General features: G+C 68.9%; 17 protein-coding genes and 1 tRNA gene. 8 read left to right on the top strand and 10 right to left on the bottom strand.

Annotation, left to right across the window (positions count from 1 at the left end; translation table 11 throughout):
* Nucleotides 1-16: 16 nt before the first annotated feature.
* A complete protein-coding gene (locus tag DWB68_RS15960; protein WP_147391599.1) occupies nt 17-400 on the bottom strand; it encodes a hypothetical protein in 384 nt (127 codons plus the stop codon).
* A 90-nt stretch (nt 401-490) separates the two neighbouring features.
* Between DWB68_RS15960 and DWB68_RS05715 the strand changes: the two genes are divergently transcribed.
* Nucleotides 491-1045, top strand: coding sequence for a hypothetical protein (locus DWB68_RS05715; protein WP_119424189.1), 555 nt, complete (start codon nt 491-493; stop codon nt 1043-1045).
* Nucleotides 1046-1053: 8 nt separating this feature from the next.
* On the opposite strand, the gene DWB68_RS05720 is transcribed toward DWB68_RS05715, so the two are convergent.
* Entirely contained in the window at nt 1054-1485 is a 432-nt protein-coding gene (locus tag DWB68_RS05720) for an SRPBCC family protein (RefSeq protein WP_119424190.1), read from the bottom strand.
* 61 nt (nt 1486-1546) lie between these two features.
* A complete protein-coding gene (locus DWB68_RS05725; RefSeq protein WP_119424191.1) occupies nt 1547-3136 on the bottom strand; it encodes a malate:quinone oxidoreductase in 1590 nt (529 codons plus the stop codon).
* A 106-nt stretch (nt 3137-3242) separates the two neighbouring features.
* Between DWB68_RS05725 and DWB68_RS05730 the strand changes: the two genes are divergently transcribed.
* Complete coding sequence (locus tag DWB68_RS05730; protein ID WP_119424192.1) at nt 3243-4127, top strand: LysR family transcriptional regulator; 885 nt, start codon at nt 3243-3245, stop codon at nt 4125-4127.
* Complete coding sequence (locus DWB68_RS05735; RefSeq protein WP_119424193.1) at nt 4124-4651, top strand: GNAT family N-acetyltransferase; 528 nt, start codon at nt 4124-4126, stop codon at nt 4649-4651. The genes DWB68_RS05730 and DWB68_RS05735 overlap by 4 nt, the downstream gene beginning before the upstream one ends.
* A gap of 47 nt (nt 4652-4698) precedes the next feature.
* On the opposite strand, the gene DWB68_RS05740 is transcribed toward DWB68_RS05735, so the two are convergent.
* From DWB68_RS05740 to DWB68_RS05755, 4 genes are all read right to left on the bottom strand, one after another.
* Nucleotides 4699-5139 (bottom strand): hypothetical protein, encoded by a 441-nt coding sequence (locus DWB68_RS05740; RefSeq protein ID WP_119424194.1) that lies wholly within the window; start codon nt 5137-5139, stop codon nt 4699-4701.
* A complete protein-coding gene (locus DWB68_RS05745; RefSeq protein ID WP_119424195.1) occupies nt 5136-5576 on the bottom strand; it encodes a hypothetical protein in 441 nt (146 codons plus the stop codon). Before DWB68_RS05745 ends, DWB68_RS05740 begins: the two co-directional genes overlap by 4 nt.
* Nucleotides 5573-6013: a hypothetical protein gene (locus DWB68_RS05750; protein ID WP_119424196.1), complete on the bottom strand. Its 441-nt coding sequence runs from the start codon at nt 6011-6013 to the stop codon at nt 5573-5575. Before DWB68_RS05750 ends, DWB68_RS05745 begins: the two co-directional genes overlap by 4 nt.
* A 356-nt stretch (nt 6014-6369) precedes the next feature.
* Nucleotides 6370-6445, bottom strand: a tRNA-Arg gene (locus DWB68_RS05755).
* Between the two features lie 226 nt (nt 6446-6671).
* On the opposite strand from DWB68_RS05755, the gene argS reads away from it, so the two are divergent.
* Together argS and DWB68_RS05765 are read left to right on the top strand one after the other, a co-directional pair.
* The gene (argS, locus tag DWB68_RS05760) at nt 6672-8312 is read left to right on the top strand and encodes an arginine--tRNA ligase (RefSeq protein WP_119424197.1); all 1641 of its coding nucleotides are present in this window, start codon (nt 6672-6674) and stop codon (nt 8310-8312) included.
* Nucleotides 8313-8399: 87 nt separating this feature from the next.
* Nucleotides 8400-9017 (top strand): ATP-binding protein, encoded by a 618-nt coding sequence (locus DWB68_RS05765; protein ID WP_119424198.1) that lies wholly within the window; start codon nt 8400-8402, stop codon nt 9015-9017.
* A gap of 124 nt (nt 9018-9141) precedes the next feature.
* Here DWB68_RS05765 and DWB68_RS05770 read toward each other — a convergent pair whose 3' ends face one another.
* Nucleotides 9142-9912: a hypothetical protein gene (locus DWB68_RS05770; RefSeq protein WP_119424199.1), complete on the bottom strand. Its 771-nt coding sequence runs from the start codon at nt 9910-9912 to the stop codon at nt 9142-9144.
* Between the two features lie 263 nt (nt 9913-10175).
* On the opposite strand from DWB68_RS05770, the gene DWB68_RS05775 reads away from it, so the two are divergent.
* Nucleotides 10176-12479 (top strand): HNH endonuclease signature motif containing protein, encoded by a 2304-nt coding sequence (locus tag DWB68_RS05775; RefSeq protein WP_147391600.1) that lies wholly within the window; start codon nt 10176-10178, stop codon nt 12477-12479.
* A 206-nt stretch (nt 12480-12685) separates the two neighbouring features.
* Here the strand turns inward: DWB68_RS05775 and DWB68_RS05780 are convergent, their stop codons facing one another.
* Entirely contained in the window at nt 12686-13270 is a 585-nt protein-coding gene (locus DWB68_RS05780) for a hypothetical protein (protein WP_147391601.1), read from the bottom strand.
* Between the two features lie 171 nt (nt 13271-13441).
* Between DWB68_RS05780 and DWB68_RS05785 the strand changes: the two genes are divergently transcribed.
* A complete protein-coding gene (locus DWB68_RS05785) occupies nt 13442-13627 on the top strand; it encodes a hypothetical protein (RefSeq protein ID WP_119424202.1) in 186 nt (61 codons plus the stop codon).
* Nucleotides 13628-13711: 84 nt separating this feature from the next.
* Here the strand turns inward: DWB68_RS05785 and DWB68_RS05790 are convergent, their stop codons facing one another.
* Nucleotides 13712-14311, bottom strand: a complete 600-nt coding sequence (locus DWB68_RS05790; protein WP_158588221.1) for a TetR/AcrR family transcriptional regulator — start codon at nt 14309-14311, stop codon at nt 13712-13714.
* A 149-nt stretch (nt 14312-14460) separates the two neighbouring features.
* Between DWB68_RS05790 and DWB68_RS05795 the strand changes: the two genes are divergently transcribed.
* On the top strand, nt 14461-17061 hold the full coding sequence (locus DWB68_RS05795) for an MMPL family transporter (RefSeq protein ID WP_119424204.1): 2601 nt from the start codon (nt 14461-14463) through the stop codon (nt 17059-17061).

Below are 17061 nucleotides of genomic sequence, written 5' to 3' on the forward strand. Positions count from 1 at the left end.
AGGGCCTCGACGTCCCTCACCCCGCAGCCCAACTCACACCGGCGCGCCGCTCACCCCCACCGCAAGTAGGAAGAGCCGCATTCACTGCACGCTTCTTCGAGCTGCTTCCCGGATGCAAGTTGTCGTATTTGCCGACGCACACGATGATGCTGACCCTGGATGTCGCGCGCATGCTCGTTGCCGCGGCGGGTGCCCTGTTCGTTGCTGCAGAGATGACGAACTCTCCCGGAGTCAGTTTTACGTTGGCCGCAGATGCCAGTTGCTTGGCGGACGGCGCGGCCACGTGCTTACTGAGGACCGTTGTCGCCTGGGCGGTCGTTGCTCCAGCGGGCGCGGCACCAAGGCTGAGCAGCATGCCCAAGGCCAATGCGGTGGCAAGAATTCCGGCTCGTTTCTTCATGATTCCTCCAGTGGAAAGTTGACGACGCGGGCACCATAGCAAGTTAACTAACATCGTTCTATAACAGTTCTACAACCTAGGATGCCCGGCATGGACAACGGATGGGTGCGCAATGCGGCATCGTGGCTGGAGCGGGCGACGACGGATCGATTCGGGCGGCTCTACCCGGCCAGGGTCGCGATCTTGCCTCCGGGAACGCAGCAGGTCGACGATCCGGAGCTACCGTTTTCGGCCGGCAACCCGAACGACGAGCGAATGTCGGACGAGCAGGTGGCGCTCCTGAGTCGCTTGTTGCTTTCCGTCGGCGGGGCGGGGCAGGCGGTCACGGCTGCCCTGTACGCGGGCTTCCTCCGGGCCGACGAGCTACCGCGAGAGCGGGACGGAAGCCAGTGGGATCCCGCGTGGATGGACGTCTACTCCCTGCGCTTCGCGGTGGTTCAAGGGGCGCTCGGGGAGCTGATTCCAGCAAGCAGCCTCGAGCGCTGGGGCCCCTGGATAGAGCTGAGCTATCTGTGGGCCGACGACGGCTCCTGGGGCCTGACCTCGCCACCCGACCTCGCCTTCAGCCAGCTGGGCGGGAGCGAGGAGCTGATCGCCAGCGCGCTCGCGACGCCCGGGCTTCACGCCGTGCCCTGGCCCGAGTAGTCGGCCGTTCAGGCCGCTGCAGCGGCGGCCCGCTCGAGCCGGCCCAGGTGTTCCATCCAGCCGTCGCGGTGCTCGCCGTGCAGGCGCGCGCCGTCGGCGAGGGCGCTGAATCCGGATTCGACGAGGAAGAGCTGGGTGCCGTGGGTGGCCGGGGTGAGGACGAATTCGACGGTCAGCGGCGCCTCCCAGCCGTCATCGATCCAGTCGAAGCCGAGTCGGCGGTCGGGGTCGGCCAGGGTCACGGTCCCGCTCGACTCGTGCGTCACGCCGGCATGGTCAACCCACGTTTCATGCAGCACGGCCCCGGCATGGGGCTCGAAGCGCATGTTGCTCCACCAGCGCGCCCGCCCGGTCGTGAGCGCGTGCCACACGCGTTCCGGGGTGGAGGACAGCGTGACGCTGAGCGTGATCTGGTCGGGGCACGTGGCGGTGGAAACCATCCGAGCAGTCCATCACTTGAGGCCGCGCTTGAAAAGAGAGGGATGGGTCGATGCACTGTGATCACGCGGATTCTTCTTCAAAGTCTGGACGGTTCGTCGGCGCGTCGCGCGGCGTGGTGTGCCTGGTTTGTGAACGGCGTGAGGGAAAGTTCCCGGCGCCGCGATGCCGGGCCGGGAGCTGACCCTCCAGCGCCAGCGCCTCGGCGCTGGCGGTGGCCACCTCACGCTCCCGGTGTGCGTCCCACGGCAGGGGAGCGCCGTGGCCGGGGATGGCCTCGGCGAGCGTGTCGCGCCAGCCCGCGGCCCACCGCTCGGGGAAGCAGGTCTCGAGGAGCTCGAGCATGATCGGCACGCCCGTGGACGCGCCGGGGGACGCACCCAGGAGGCCGGAGACGGACCCGTCGGCGGAGGTGACGAGCTCTGTGCCCTGGCGCAGCTCGCCCGCCACGCCCCGGCCCGGCGCCACGAGCTGGGCGCGCTGGCCAGCGGGGATGAGCTCCCACTGGGCGTCCTTGGCCTCGGGGTAGTAGCGGAGCAGGGCCGCGAGCTTCTTGGAGCGCGGCTTGAGCAGCTCGGAGACGAGGTGGCGGATGAGCGGCACGTTGCGGACCGCGGCCGAGGCGACGGTCTTGAGGTTGCCCCAGCGCACGGTGGAGAAGAAGTCGCCCCAGCTGCCGGCCTTGAGCAGCTTGGTGGAAAAGGTGGTGTAGGGGCCAAACATGAGGGCGCCCGCGCCGTCCACGACGCGGGCGTCGAGGTGCTGGACCGACATGGGCGGGGCGCCGATCTCGGCCTGGCCATAGACCTTGGCTCGGTGCTTGGCGACGACCTCCGGGTCGGTGCAGCGCAGGAACGCGGCGCCCACCGGGAGCACGCCGTAGCCCTTCACCTCGTCGATGCCCGTGGCTTGGAGCAGGCGCAGCGCCATGCCGCCGGCGCCGACAAACACGTGCTTGGCGCGCCATTGGCGCGTGGCACCCGTGGCGAGGTCGCGCGCCGTCACGAGCCACCCGCCGTCGGGCGTCGTGGTCACCTCGGTGACCTTGGTTCCGGTGTGGAGCGAGCCGGCCGGGAGCATCGCGAGCATGGAGCGAGTGAGCGCGCCGAAGTCCACGTCGGTGCCGAAGGGGTGGCGCGTGGCGGCGACGCGCTCGCCGGGGGCGCGGCCGGCCATGGTGAGCGGCGCCCAGCCCGCGATGGTCGCGGGGTCCTCGCTGTGCTCGAGGCCCTCGAAGAGCGGGTCCTCACAGAGGGTGGCGTGGCGCGCGGCGAGGTAGTCGGCGTCGGTCTCGCCGAAGACGAGGTCCATGTGCGCCGTGGTGTGGATGAAGTCGCCCGGCGTGAGGCTGCCCCGGCGCGCCAGATGCGCCCACCATCCGCGGGTCAGATGGAACTGGCGCACGATGTCGGCGGCCTTGACGCCGTTGGCCGGATCCGGCATGTAGTTCAGCTCGCAGTAGCCGCTGTGGCCGGTGCCGGCGTTGTTCCACGGGTCGCTGGACTCGGTGCCGGGCTGCGCCTGGCGCTCGAGGACCGTGATGCTGAGGCTCGGGTCCAGGGTGGTGAGCATGGAGGCGAGGGTCGCCGACATGATGCCGGCGCCGATAAGCACGACGTCGGTGGGCTGGGCTTCGCTGCTGGGAGCGCTCATGAGGGTCCTCGGCTTCGTTGACGGGGTGGGTGATGCTCGCTTCCCTCATGGTGGGCGTTCGTCATTTGTGCCGTCCAATGAACGATCGTCTGGTTATGATCCGTTCATGGAACAGTGGACGGTTCGTCTTGCGCCGCACCTGCGCGCGTTGGTGGAGCTCGACTCGGCCGGCGGGCATATGCGGCAGGCCGCCTCGGAGCTCGGGATTCCCCAGAGCTCCATGTCGCGGCGCATCAAGACGCTGGAGGACGAACTGGGCGTGCCGCTGCTGATCCACGAGGGGCGGACCGTGCGGTTGTCGGATCCGGCGGTGGAACTGGTGCGGCGCGTGCGCGGGCCGCTTCGGCAGGTGGACGAGGCGCTCGCCGGGGCCGTGGCCGGGGTGGACGCGGCGCACGGGACGGTGCGCTTTGGCTTCCCGCTGACGCTCGGTGCCGCGCGCACCGCTGACCTCTTGGCGGGGTTCCGGGCCTCGCATCCCAAGGTGCGGCTGCACCTGAAGCAGGCGCACGCGGCGCTGCTGCGCGGGGATCTGGGGGACGGGTCCTTGGATGTGGCTTTGGTGATCCCGCCGCCGCCGGGGTTTGCCGGAGACGTGGTGGCGTCGCAGCAGATCGTGGCCGTGGTCGGGGCCGGGCACGCGTTGGCTGATCGGTCGTCGCTGGCGCTGTCGGAGCTGGCGTCGGAGCCGTTTGTCTTGAATCCAACGTCCTACCAGCTGCGCTCAGTGACGGAGGAGTGGTGCCGGGAGGCGGGGTTTGCCCCGGATGTTGCCATGGAGGTCACGGAGTTCTCGACGATGCGCGAGCTCGTGGCGCGCGGCCTGGGCGTGGCAATGTTGCCGGCACATGAGGCGGCGGTGGCCGGCGTGGTCGAGGTGCCGCTGTCCGGCGGGCCGTACCAGCGCGACATCGCCCTGGTCCGCTCGCAGACGAGCCACACGCCCGTGGTGGAGGCGTTTGCCGAGTACCTGCGCGGGGAGTTTGCGTGACGGTCGGCGGTGGCGTGGAGCTGAGGAAGGCCGAGGCCAGCGATGCCGCAACCTTTGCCGCCTGGGAGCTGGATCCAGTGTTCTGCGCGCACAACGACTGGAGCTTCGGGAGCCCGCAGGACGAATCCATCGAGTGGTGGACGCGGTCGCTCGGTCAGCCCGATGTCGAGCTGACGAGGCTCGTGGCTCTCGTTGAGGGTGAGGTCGTCGGCTACGTGGACCTGCACGGAGCCGAAGCTGACATCAAGGAACTGGGCTACGCGGTGGCGCCGTCGGAGCGGTGGGGGACCGGGATGGGCACCGCTCTGGCGCGCACAGGGCTGGCGTACGGCTTTGAGCAGCTGCGGCTCGAGCGGATCTGGGCCGAAGCGATCGAGGCGAACGCGGCGTCCGTTCGGATTCTCGAACGCGTGGGGATGCGGGAGATCGGACCGGGGGAACCCGCGGTGTTGCTAGGACAGACGTCGCGCTACCGTCGCATTGAGATCAGCCGGGTGGAGTTCCTGGCTGCGGCACCTGGATGACATCACCGTCAGGGCCGGGCGGAGCGGGCATGAACGCCCGAGTGTTCCTAGTGGGTCCCCAGGGCAAGGGTCTCCTTGGCAGTCAGTGACGACCCGCAAGCCTCGCCCTCGTCAGAATCGGTCCAGTCGAGGGTGGCGAGGCCGGTGCCCACGGTTTTTCCGTGTCGATCGAGGGCCCGGAGTTCAACGACGAGTGGTGCGTACGAGGTCTTTTCGTAGGCAGCCTCGCCCAGGTCAGCCAGCCACGCTCCGTCACGTTTCTCCGAGGACATGTAGTCCTCCCATGGGGCACAACCGGGATTACTCAGGGGAGAGGCGGTGACGGCTGAGACCTGTCCGTCGTCGCCGAGCACCGTCACGGAGAGCGTGGAGACCCACTTCGCGTCGGCGCATCGATCGCTCAACCCGCATGCGCTTGCGTTGAGAAGCACCGCGCCGGCGATCAGCGCGACAGCGGAGCGGAGGGCTGCCCTGAGGACTCGCGTCATCCGCGCTCCCACTTGGTCTCAGTGAGAGACACGGTGGCTGTGGCCTTGAAGGTGCTGCCGCACTGCTCGTCCGCCTGGTCGGTGGTCCAGACGAGGGAGACGCGCTGCTTCGTGAGGACCTTGTCGTTCGCGTCGACGGCGTAGACGTCGACCTCGGACGGCTTCTCGCCGGCCGGGCTGACGTTCATCATCCGGGGGCCGGGCGCGCGTGAGGCGTATGGATCCCCCGGCTGGCGCGGGACCACACAGTCCTTGACGGTCGTGGCGCAGACGAAGACGCGATCGACCTGGGAATCGTCGCCGTCCAGCGTGACGGTCACCGTGTTCGCCCTGAGCGCGGTGTCGCAGGCGACCTGTGCTTGGCACGCGCTCAGCGTGGCGGCGAGGGTGAGCAGCCCGACGGCGGCCAGGCCGCGGAGGGTGAGCGAAGCGTTCATTGAATGCTCCCGATGGTCAGATTGGCAAGGGCGACACTGCTGGAACCGCAGGCGTCGTTGGGCCGCTCGAGCTTCCATGAGAGGGTGACAGTGGCCTGGGCAAGCACCTTTCCGTGCTTGTCGAGGGCGCGGAGCTGCATCTTGTCCACGTCCGGCGGACCGCTGCCGTCCTTCCGATACCCAAGGGTCACGTTGTAGCGCCCAACGGCGTTCTTGACCGCCGGTTCCGCGGGCAGCCCGTCGACGCAATCCAGCGTGTCGAGCGGGCAGGCCGTGACGGCATGGAGCTGTGAGGTGTCGCCGTAGACCGACGCCTGGATGAAGGGCATGTGGGCGATCGCGGGGCACGCCTGAAATTCGGCGCACGAGGACAGAGCCAGCGGCATGGCGAGGGCCGCCGCGCACGTGACGGCCCAGGCCGAGCGCTCTCGTTTCATCCCACGATGCTAGGGAAGGGCGGTGGACTGACCTAGGGTTCGACGCCGATCGTGATGCCTCGGTGATGGGTGTTGCCGCGCCGAGACGCAACGGTGACCGGGTACGCCCGAGGCCTACTTCGGCTCGTCTGGATTCTCAGCTGTGCCACCGAGCAATCGGTGCAGGCCTGGAGACGCAGCTAGCCCCATTCGAGGTCGTGGTCCCAGGCGGGATGGCCACCCATGCCGCGGACGGTGTCGTTCCGGGCACCGGCGCGCCTGTGCGCCGCCGCGACCCAGCTCCGGCCACGTGGCGCCCGCGAGAATCGAGCTAACACCGTAAAATCCCTTCCCGCAATGGCGAGAAGGGATTCACATGGTGCCCTCGAAAGGATTCGAACCTTCGACCTTCCGCTCCGGAGGCGGACGCTCTATCCACTGAGCTACGAGGGCCTGTTCCGCAACCGGTGTCAGCGGAACGTGTTCAACCCTAGCACCCGCGCGGGGCTGGTCCGCACAGCGGGCTGCGCCGCGTCGGGCGCACGATGATGAGTCGTGAGGTCACCCAAGCCCGCCGCCGCCCAGGCGGCGCCGGGCGCCCAACCCGGCTACCCGCCGTCGTGCATCCCACAGTGCTGGCGGGATCTGAACCCGCTAGCCGCCCGGTAGAATCACGCGAGTGACTCCTGAAGAACTCTCCGCAGCCCTCGTCCGCATCCTGAACGCCCTGGCCTCCGATGGCCGAGTGAGCGTCGAGATCCCCGAGACGGTGCGAGTGGAGCGACCCAAGAACAGGGAGCACGGCGACTGGGCCACCAACATCGCGCTGCAGCTCGGCAAGAAGGCCGGCATGAACCCGCGCGAGTTCGCCCAGCTGGTCGCCGACGAGCTGGCCAAGGAGCCGGGCGTGTCAAAGGTGGACATCGCCGGCCCGGGCTTCATCAACATCACCCTGGACGCGGCCGCCGCCGGCGAGCTTGCCAAGGCGATCGTCGAGGCGGGCGCCTCCTACGGCACCAACGACACGCTGACCGGCCACAAGATCAACATGGAGTTCGTCTCCGCGAACCCCACGGGCCCGCTGCACATCGGCCACACCCGTTGGGCCGCGCTCGGCGACGCGATTGTGCGCGTGCTGCGCGCCTCGGGCGCGGAGGTCTCCGCCGAGTACTACATCAACGACGCCGGCAACCAGATGAACACCTTCGCGCTGTCCATCTACAACCGCCTGCACGGCCTGCCGGTGCAGGAGGGTGGTTACCCGGGCGAGTACATCCAGGAGCTGGCCGACGCCATCGCCAAGGATCACCCGGAGGTGAAGGGCCTCACCGAGGAGGCTGCCATCCCGGTGCTGCGCCAGTTCGGCTACGAGCTGCAGATGGCCGACATCAAGAAGACCCTCGCGGACTTCGGCGTCTCCTTCGACACCTACTTCTCCGAGTCCACGCTGCACGAGTCGGGCGCCATCGAGTCCTCGGTGGAGCGCCTGCGCGAGCAGGGGCACGTCTTCGACGAGGAGGGCGCGGTCTGGCTGCGCACCACCACGTTCGGGGACGACAAGGACCGCGTCATGATCCGCGCCAACGGCGAGCCCACCTACTTCGCCGCTGATGCCGCGTACTACCTGAACAAGAAGGACCGCGGCTTCCCGGAGAAGATGTACCTCCTCGGCGCCGATCACCACGGCTACGTGGGTCGCCTCAAGGCGATCGCCGCCGCCGCGGGTGACGATCCGGAGTTCAACATCGAGATCCTGATCGGCCAGCTCATGTCGGTCAACGGCGCCCGCCTGTCCAAGCGCGCCGGCAACATCATCGAGCTGCGCGACCTGATCGATTGGCTCGGCTCCGATGCCCTGCGTTACTCGCTCGAGCGCGTTCCGGCCGATTCCCCGATCACGGTTGACCCGGAGCTGCTGAAGAAGGCCTCCAACGACAACCCGGTCTTCTACATTCAGTACGCGCACGCCCGCTCCCGCCAGGCCGCGCGCCAGGCCGAGGCCCGCGGCGTTGACCGTTCGGTCTTCGACGCCTCGCTGCTGACCGATCCCACCGAGAACGAGCTGCTGGCCGCGCTGGGCCAGTTCCCGTCCGTGGTGGCCGGCGCCGCCGCGTCGCGCGAGCCGCACCGCGTGGCGCGCCACATCGAGGCCGTCGCCTCCGCGTACCACTCCTGGTACGCCGCCTGCCGCATCACGCCCGTGGGTGAGGACGCCGTGGAGCCCGTGCACAACACGCGCCTGTGGCTCAACGACGCCGCCACCCAGGTGATCGCGAACGGCCTGGGCCTGCTTGGCGTTTCGGCGCCGGAGAAGATGTGATTTCTCGCCTTTCCTAAGGGAAGGCCCGACGCCGCCCTTCCGCGCTTTGGCGCGGGAGGGCGGCGTCGTTCTGTCTAGGCTTCTGGCATGAGCGAGAAGCGGAGCGAGTGGGTCACGCAGACCCATGTGTGGGCGAGCGACGTCGACCCCGCGCATCTGGAGCAGGCGCGGCGGGAACCGCCGTCGCTGGTGCACAGCGTGCTGGAGATCCTGGCCTACGCGAACGACGAGGCGGAGTCCCAAGGCCGCCGTGGCCGGGCGGTGGTGAGCCTGGGACCCGGCGATGTTCGGGTGGACGACGACGGGCGCGGAACGGACACCCGCTTCGACGAGGCCGGGCGCGCCGTGCGCAAGCCGGTGATGGCCACCCGCGACGTCCGCTTCTTCGGGGTGAGCGACGCGCCGTTGTTGCCGGACGGTGAGCCGCGGCGGGGAATGTCGAGCGTGGCGGCAAACGTGCAGCGGCTGTGGCATGAAAACCACCGGGAGAACGGGGCCTGGCGCCAAGAGTATCGCTGGGGTGTTCCGGTGGATGAGTTGGTCGAGGTGCCGTTCCGCGGGAGCACGGGGACATGTGTGGAGCTGGGCGTCGGCGAGCCGGGCGCATCCGAGCCGGCGGCGCTCTCGGAGCGCGAGGTGGAGCGGCTTGCGCTCGGCTTCGGCTGGCTTGAGGTGACGGTGTGGCGTGAGGGGAGCGCCTCCTAGGCCACGGAGCACGACGTCGCCCTTCCGTGCTGTGAGCGCGGAAGGCGGCGTCGTGCCGTGTCAGGGCTGTTGTGGTGCCCGACGACGCGTGGCCCGGCTGGGCGCCGGGCCGCGCGTTAGGGCGTCACTTGGTGACGGTCTTCGAGGTCTTGCCGATCACGGTGCTCGTGGCCTTGAAGGTGATGCGGTAGCTCTTCTTGGCCTTCTGGCTCACCTTGACGACGGCGGTGCCCTTCTTGAAGGTCACCTTCTTGTTGACCTTGACCCACTTGGAGCCCTGCTTGACCTGGACCGTCGCGCCCTTGGGGTTGTAGGCGGTGGTCTTGCCCGTCTTGACGCTGAAGTACGTGGCCTTGGCGGTCAGCGTGACGGTCTTGCCGGAGCGCTTGGCCGTGAGGGTCGTGGCAGCGTCCTGGCGGATCTTGAAGGAGCCGGTGACCTTGGTGGGGTTCGTGAACTCATTCTTGAAGTTGAAGTCGGTGGAGCCAACCACCGCGAAGTCGATGCGCCCCGCGCGGTCGCAGACGAAGGCGGATGCGCCAGTGGTGGCGAGCGTCTTGCTGCCAGCCATGGCGGGAGCGAGATAGACGAACTCCGGCTCGGCGGCGTAGCGATTCCCCATCGCGACGGCGCCGATCCAATCCAAGTGGGCATTCTTCTTGTACTCGGTGTACTTCAGGCTCATGGGCACGTTGAAACAGCGCTTGCCGAGGCCGGAGATCCTCTGGACCTTGGTGCTCTTCTTGATGACGACGTCCTTGACGATCACCTTGGTGATGTCGACGGGCTTGTCCTTGCTCGCGGCGGCCTGGGCGGGGGCGGCCATGGACGTGGCGATGAGCGCGCCGGCGGCCAGAGCGGCAGCAGCGGCGGAAAGGCGCTGCAGGGTGCGCACGGATCCTCCTGGAGTATCGATGAATAACATTTCCTAGCCTAGTGGCTGAGGTCTCACAAGGCGCATTCGCGGCGCCTGTGGACAGTATCGAACTGTGAGGGAAAAGCTTCGAAAGTATCTTCGAGAAAAGTGTGTTTTGGCCCGGAAATCCGTGGATCTTCGGAGGCGGTTCTGGGAGAATGGATGAGGTCAGGCGGGGGAGGGGGACTCCGCGAAACTGCTGGTTCCGGAGCAGAGGTTCGGGGGTGGTTGTGGTGTTGGACGTGGAAGCGATCCGCAACGCGACCACCCTGCTGCGTTTTGTCACCGAGGTGGGCCCGGAAGCATGGGATGGCGCGCCGGAAGAGAATGTGGTCCAGGGGCTCCAGGCCGTGGCCGAGGCCGCTCGCGTCATGGATGCGCTCAAGGTCTCGGCCGCCGGCGCCGTGGAGCGGCGCAGCGACAAGTACACGCGGGCCGAGTCGCTGTGCAGCCGGCTTGGCTACGGCGGCACGCGCGGGCTCATCGCAGACGTCTTCGGGACGGGTTACTACCAAGCCAAGGCCTTCCTGGATCTCGCCGCCGACACCCACTTGGCCACGGGATCCTGGGCTCCTCGGCGTCCGGCCCTGGCCGAGGCGCTGAGACGGGGTGAGCTGAGCGTCGACACGGCCAAGACCATCAGGGATGCGCTGGACGAGGTGACGTCCGAGTCCATTCCGGGCGGCACGCTGGCCGCCGAAGCCACGCTGGTGGCCAACGCGACGGCCGGACGGGTGAACCTCTTTGCGCGGCAACTCCGCGCGGCCGCGGTCCCTGCAAGCACCGGAGACTCCGGCGACGAGTTCTGGCGACTTCAACGCGCCGACGGAACCGCGGATGAGGCCGGCGAGGCGGGCGCCGGTGGCCCCAGCGGACCCGGTGTTCCTGGTGGACCCGTCGGGGCTCACGGTGCGGTGCCCGCGTCGGGGGCGGCGGCGGGCCATGGTGTCGCTCCGGGCCAGGGGACCGGGACGGATTATTGGCCAGTGGTCCCGCCGCGCACCTCGGAAGAGCTTGGGCAGGCCGCGGTACTGGGCGCGGGCGGTGGAGCAGGCGGCCTGGATGATGCCGGTGCTCCCGAGAGTGTTGGAGGTTTGTTCCTGCAGGCTGCTTCCGCTGAGCGCCCGGACGGACGCGCTGGCGAGACGTCCGGTGAGTTCCACGGCGGTCAGCCGGAGCGGAAGCCTGGTGTGACGACGGGTTCAGGCGTGGGTTCTGCCGCTGGCGCGGGCCTGGGCGCCGGCGCCGGTATCGGCGGGCGCGGGGGATGGCGTGGCGCGCCCCAACGCGGGGGAGTGTTCCAAGGTGCTGGAACGCCAGCGGCCGGTGGACGTCCCTCGCTGAAGAACGTGAAGCAGCAAGCCAAGGGCTGGGGCGACATCCTCGAGCCGCGCAAGACGGAGCTCAACCACGCGGCGCAGCAACGCGCCCGCAGCTTCAGCATCACGCCGGCCGATGGCGGCGGCTTCAAGATCGCGGGCTACGCGCCGGAGGTCGAGGGTCAGGCGATCCTCACCGTGCTCGACGCCTACCTCTCGCCGCGCTCCGCCGATCCCGTGGAGTCGGGAGCGCCCTGGTCGGCTTCGGAGCCCGATGGAGTGGGGGCTGAAGGCGCGAGCGCGGCCAAGGGTGCCGGGACGGGTGCTGGTGGGTCCAGGGACGGCAGGAGCCGCGCGCAGAAGTCCTTCGATGCGCTGGCACAGGTGTTCCGCTCCCATGCGGCATCGGACGACGTGCCGCAGGCCGCCGGCGGTGCACCCACCCTGCTCATCACCGCGACTCTCGAGGCGCTGGACGCACACCTGCGGGAGTGCGCCGATCATGAACGTGGCGAGGGCGCGGTAGGGCTTGAACACGGAGCCGCTTGCGGCGGCCCTGGCGCCGGTCATGGCGGCGGTCTTGGCCGGGGGAGGGGTTCGTCGAGTGGAGACGACGGCCAGGGCGGTCTCGGCAAGGGCGGTGGAACGGGCTTTGTGGGAGGTGCGCGTTCCGGGAGCGGCTGTGGCGCATCCCCGGGGCACGGCTGGTGGCCAACGAGCGTCGCCGACTTGCCGCTGGACCCGAACGGCATCCCGGACGCAGAAGCGCTGATTGATCTGCGCTTCGCCCGGATCGGGCAGGAGGGGCTGCCGGTGCCGTTCTCGGCCGTGGCTCACCTGCTGTGCGACGCCTCGATACAGATGTTGCTCCAAGATCCAGGCGGGATACCCCTGAAACTGGGACGGACCAGAAGGACCTTCAGCAAGGACCAAAGAAGGGTCTTGGCTGCGAGGGATAGGCATTGCAGGGCGCCGGGGTGTGAGATCCCAGCCAAGTGGTGCGAGGTGCACCATGTGACACCGTGGAATCAGGGCGGCAAGACCGACGTGGACAACGGGATCCTGCTGTGTTCGTTCCACCATCACGAAATCGACCGCGGTCGGCTCAGGGTAGAGGCCGTCCACGACCAAAGCGGTGGGTTCCGCGAGCGGCATCGTGTACGCATGCCGAGGGTGGGGTCCGCACGAGAAGCCTTGCTACCCGACCTCGGGGTCGGCGCGGCGTAGGCGCCGCGGCAACGCAGTATCCCGGCAAGGCAAGGCCGCCAAGGCGCGGCGAGCCACGGCGGCGTGGGGCCCGGAACGGCAGAGCGGGGACAAGCATGGCCGGGCAGGGGGAGTGCTGGGGAAGGTGGCACTGCGCAAGGTGGGGGCGGCCCGAGGCGGACCCGGGTTGCGTGCCCGGGGTGCGGTGCGGGTAGTCGGGTCTTACTTCAGCGGGAATACTTCGCCGCAGCCGCCCTGCTTGGCCGACCAGCAGAACTGGGTGTTGCTGTCGATCGTCTGGGGGTGCCGCCCACCTCGTAGGTGATGCGCAGGCCCTGGATCGCGCCGATCCAATCCTCGGCCGGGTTGGGCTTCACCTCGGCGGCGACACCGACCGACACGGATGTGCCCGGCTGATAGCCGGAGGCGCCAACGGTCCACTCATTGGGAAGCTCGGCGCCGACGGCAAACATTGAGTGCCCCGGCTTGTCCGTGCTCTTGCTGACCGTCTGGAACGCCGTGAGGCCAATGGACTTGATCGGTTCAACCGACTTCACGGTGATCGTCTCGTCCCCGGCGATCGTGAGGGCATCTGAAGCCGCAACAAACTCACCGGCGCGCACGTTGACTGCCGATGAATCAAAGACCAGAGCACCGCCGTCGTCGTTCGGCTCACCGAACAGCACGACCATCCCTGGGTGCACGAGTTGCGAACTACGCGGCGAAGCACCTGATCCGGACGAGCAGGCGGTGGCGGCAGCAAGCAGTCCGAGGGCGGCGAGAGCGGCCGCTGCGCGATGCAGATTTCCCATGGGGCCTGTCTATCAGCCCCGAATCTGAGCCCGTCAGCGTGCCCGACGCCTTGGTACCGCATCGTTACCGGGGGACCGCTCACGGACGTTGGTCGCCGATCGGTGGGCCGCATGCCGGTAGGGGGCCCCTGCCCGGGGCAGGCCTTGAACGATTCGGGAGGGCGGCGAAGCATGCTGGGCATGGTCCAGGGTGTGGAGTTTGTGGAGGGTCGACAGCTGCGGATCGCGTGCGAGCGCTCCGGGACGAACGGCGGCTGGCCGGTTGTGCTGCTCCACGGCTTTCCGTACGACCCGCGGCGCTACGACGACGCCGCGTCGCCGCGCTCCGGGGAACCGGGGGCCCGCGCGGACCACTAGCCGCGCGGTGCGCCCGTCACCGAGGCGTGGGCCTGGGGGATGCGCGCGGCATCGGCCTCGGGTGCCAGGGGTGCGCGGGCACCGCTAGGCCCGCAGGGCGCCCATGACGAAGTCGATGGCCTCGGAGATGCGCTGGCCGCCCGTCTCGGGGGATTCGAGCACGTTCTCCACGGCGGTGACAAGCGCGCCGGCGATGAGGTCGAAGAGGAAGGCAGTGTCGGCGAAGGCGCGGAAGACGCCGCCCTGCACGCCGTCGTCGATGGCCTCCACGAGGAACGGGATCAGCTCCTGCGATCCCTGCGCGGCGACGTCGAGATCCGCCTCGGTGCCGTGGTGCATGAGCGCCTTGAAGACCGTGGGGCTGATGGGGGAGTCGAGGAAGCTGGACATGGCGACCTCCAGCATCCCGCGCAGACGAAGCGCAGCGTCCTGCACCTGGGAGGCCTGCTGCAGCGGCAGGAACAGCCGGCCGATGTGGCGCTGGGCCGCGGCGGTGAGCAGCTCCGACTTGTCGCTCGCGTAGTTGTAGACCGTGTTCCTCGCGACGCCGGCGCGGGCCGCCACCGCCGCGATGGAGACCTCCTCGTAGCTCTGCGCGAGCAGGAGCTCCTCGAAGGCATCGAGCAGCTGGGTGCGCACGAGCGCCTTATGGGCGCTCAGATTGCTGGCGCGGATCTTGGGCACGGTGCTCCTCAAGCAAGCTCATGTGACGAGCGTTACCTTCTCCCGTCACCCACCATTTTACGACGGGGTGTCATGATTATTCGTGGCACACCGTCGCAAAAGCGCCGTTCCCGCGCGTGCGTCGGCCCTCCCAACCCCAAGGAATCGCAGTGGCTGAACTCCTATACCGACTCGGAAAGTGGTCCGCCCGCCGGGCCAAGACCGTCCTGGCCCTCTGGCTCGCGCTCCTCGTGGCGCTCGCCGCCGTCGTCGGCGCGGTGGGGATCAACCTCTCTGAGAACCTCGACGTGGGCCAGACCGAGACCACGCAGGTGGCCGACCGCCTGCAGGCGGTCATGGCCTCCTCGGAGCGCGAGGGTGGAACCGACTCGGTGCAGATGGTCGCCTCGACGGCGAACGGCGAGCCCTTCACGGACGCCCAGAAGGCCGGCATCGAGGAGAACATCGCCGCGGCCAAGAAGGTCGAGATGGTCTCCGATGTGGTGAGCCCCTTCGCGACAGAGCAGGAGCGCACGGACCAGGCCCAGCAGATCGCTGACGGCCAGAAGCAGCTGGACGCCGCCAAGGACAAGCTGCAGGAGGGGCGCGAGCAGCTCAAGGCCGGCGCGAGCCAGGCCGAGGCGGCTGAGGCCCAGCTGGAGGCCGCCCGCAAGCAGGCGCAGGCCGCCGGCGAGGCCGCCTACGCCGCGGCCAAGCCGCAGCTCGATGCGCAGCAGGCCCAGTTGGACGCGGCCGACGAGAAGCTGCAGGCCAGCCACGAGCAGCTTGACTCGGGCGAGCGCGAGGTCCAGGCCAGGCAGAAGCAGCTGGACCAGGGCGCGGAGCTGATGAATCTGGCCAAGGGCATCAAGCTCGTCTCCGACGACGGCAGCACGGCCATCGTGACGGTCACCTTCACCACGAGCACGGGCACGGCCCCGGCCGCCGCCCAGAACGGCATCGACGCCGTCTTCCAGGACAACGCGGTGGACGGCGTCGACTTCAAGCTCTCCGCGGGCGCCTCGGCGGACGCCTCCAAGCTCATGGGCCCGGGTGAGGTGATCGGCCTCGTCATCGCCGCCATCGTCCTGGTCATCATGCTCGGCACCCTGCTCGCCGCGGGCCTGCCCATCCTTACCGCCCTGCTGGGCGTCGGCGTCGGCATGATGATCACCGTGGCCCTGGGTTCCTTCCTCGAGGTCGCCTCCGTCACCCCGATGCTCGGGCTCATGCTGGGCCTGGCCGTGGGCATCGACTATTCGCTCTTCATCGTCAACCGCCACCGCCGCCAACTGCGTCAGGGCCACGGCGTCATCGAGTCGGTCGGCCTCGCGACGGGGACCTCAGGCAACGCCGTGGTCTTCGCCGGCGCCACCGTCATCGTGGCGCTCCTGGGCCTGAACATCACGGGCCTGCCGTTCCTTGGCCTCATGGGCACCTCCGCCGCGGTCTGCGTGCTCATCGCCGTGCTCATGGCGATCACGCTCACGCCGGCGCTGCTGGGCCTGGCCAAGGAGCGCGTGCTGCGCAAGGCGGAACGCGCCGCGGCCCGCGCCGCCACCCCCGCCGCCTCGGCCGAGGAACACCACGCCGAGGAGGCCGCCGCGATCAAGGTGCTGCCGCGCTGGAAGGCGGCCCTCGCCGTCGTCGCCGGTGTGGTGGTGCTGGGCGTCTGCGCCCTGCCGGTCACCGATCTGCGCACCGGCCTGCCGGACAACGGCAGCGAGGCGCACGACTCCTCCGCCTACCAGGCCTACACGACCCTCGCCGAGAAGTTTGGAGCGGGTCAGAACAGCCCGCTGGTGGTCCTGGCGGACCTCCCCGCGGGGCTCGACGACGCCGGGGTCACCCAGGCGCAGCTGCACATCGCCCGCGCGCTCAAGGGCATGGACAACGTCACCGCCGTGGCACCTGCAGCGACGGCCGAGGACAAGAGCGCCGTCGTGTTCCAAGTGATCCCCTCCGAGGGTCCCTCAGCCGAGTCGACGGAGGAGCTCGTGCACGCGCTGCGCGCGGCCTCGCCGCTGGAGGGCGAGTACCCGATCGGCGTGGCAGGCATGGCCGCCGCGAACATCGACATGTCCGCCAAGATCGTCTCGACCCTGCCCGCCTACCTCGGCGTGGTCATCGGGCTCTCGTTCCTGATCCTGGTCCTCGTCTTCCGCTCGCTCCTGGTCCCGCTCATCGCGACCCTGGGGTTCGTGCTCTCTTACGCGGCGGCGCTCGGGGGCGTGGTCGCGATCTTCCAGTGGGGCTGGCTCGGCGAGTTCCTGAGCCTCGGCACGCCCGGCCCGATCCTGAGCTTCCTACCGACCATCATGCTCGGCATCCTGTTCGGCCTGGCGATGGACTACATGCTCTTCCTCGGATCCGGCATGCGCGAGGCGTACGCCCACGGCACGGAGGCGCGCGCCGCCGTGGTGCAGGGCGTGCGGGCTGGCCGCTCGGTGGTGATCGCCGCCGCGATCATCATGATCTCGGTGTTCGGCGGCTTCCTGTTCTCCCACATGAGCATGGTCCGGCCCATCGGTTTCGCCCTCGCCTTCGGCGTGCTGGCCGACGCGTTTGTGGTGCGCCTCGTCATCATCCCCGCCCTCATGACCATCCTCGGCAAGAGCGCCTGGTGGCTGCCGCGCTGGCTCGACAGGATCCTGCCGAACGTGGACGTCGAGGGCGCGGGGCTGGAGGCCCGCCACCCCAAGGTGGAAGCCTCACCCGCAGCGGCACCCGAAGCCGCGGCTAGCGCGGAAGCGGCGAGCGTCGGGAGGTAG

It is taken from the genome of Galactobacter valiniphilus, assembly GCF_003575975.1.
GTDB lineage: Bacteria > Actinomycetota > Actinomycetes > Actinomycetales > Micrococcaceae > Galactobacter > Galactobacter valiniphilus.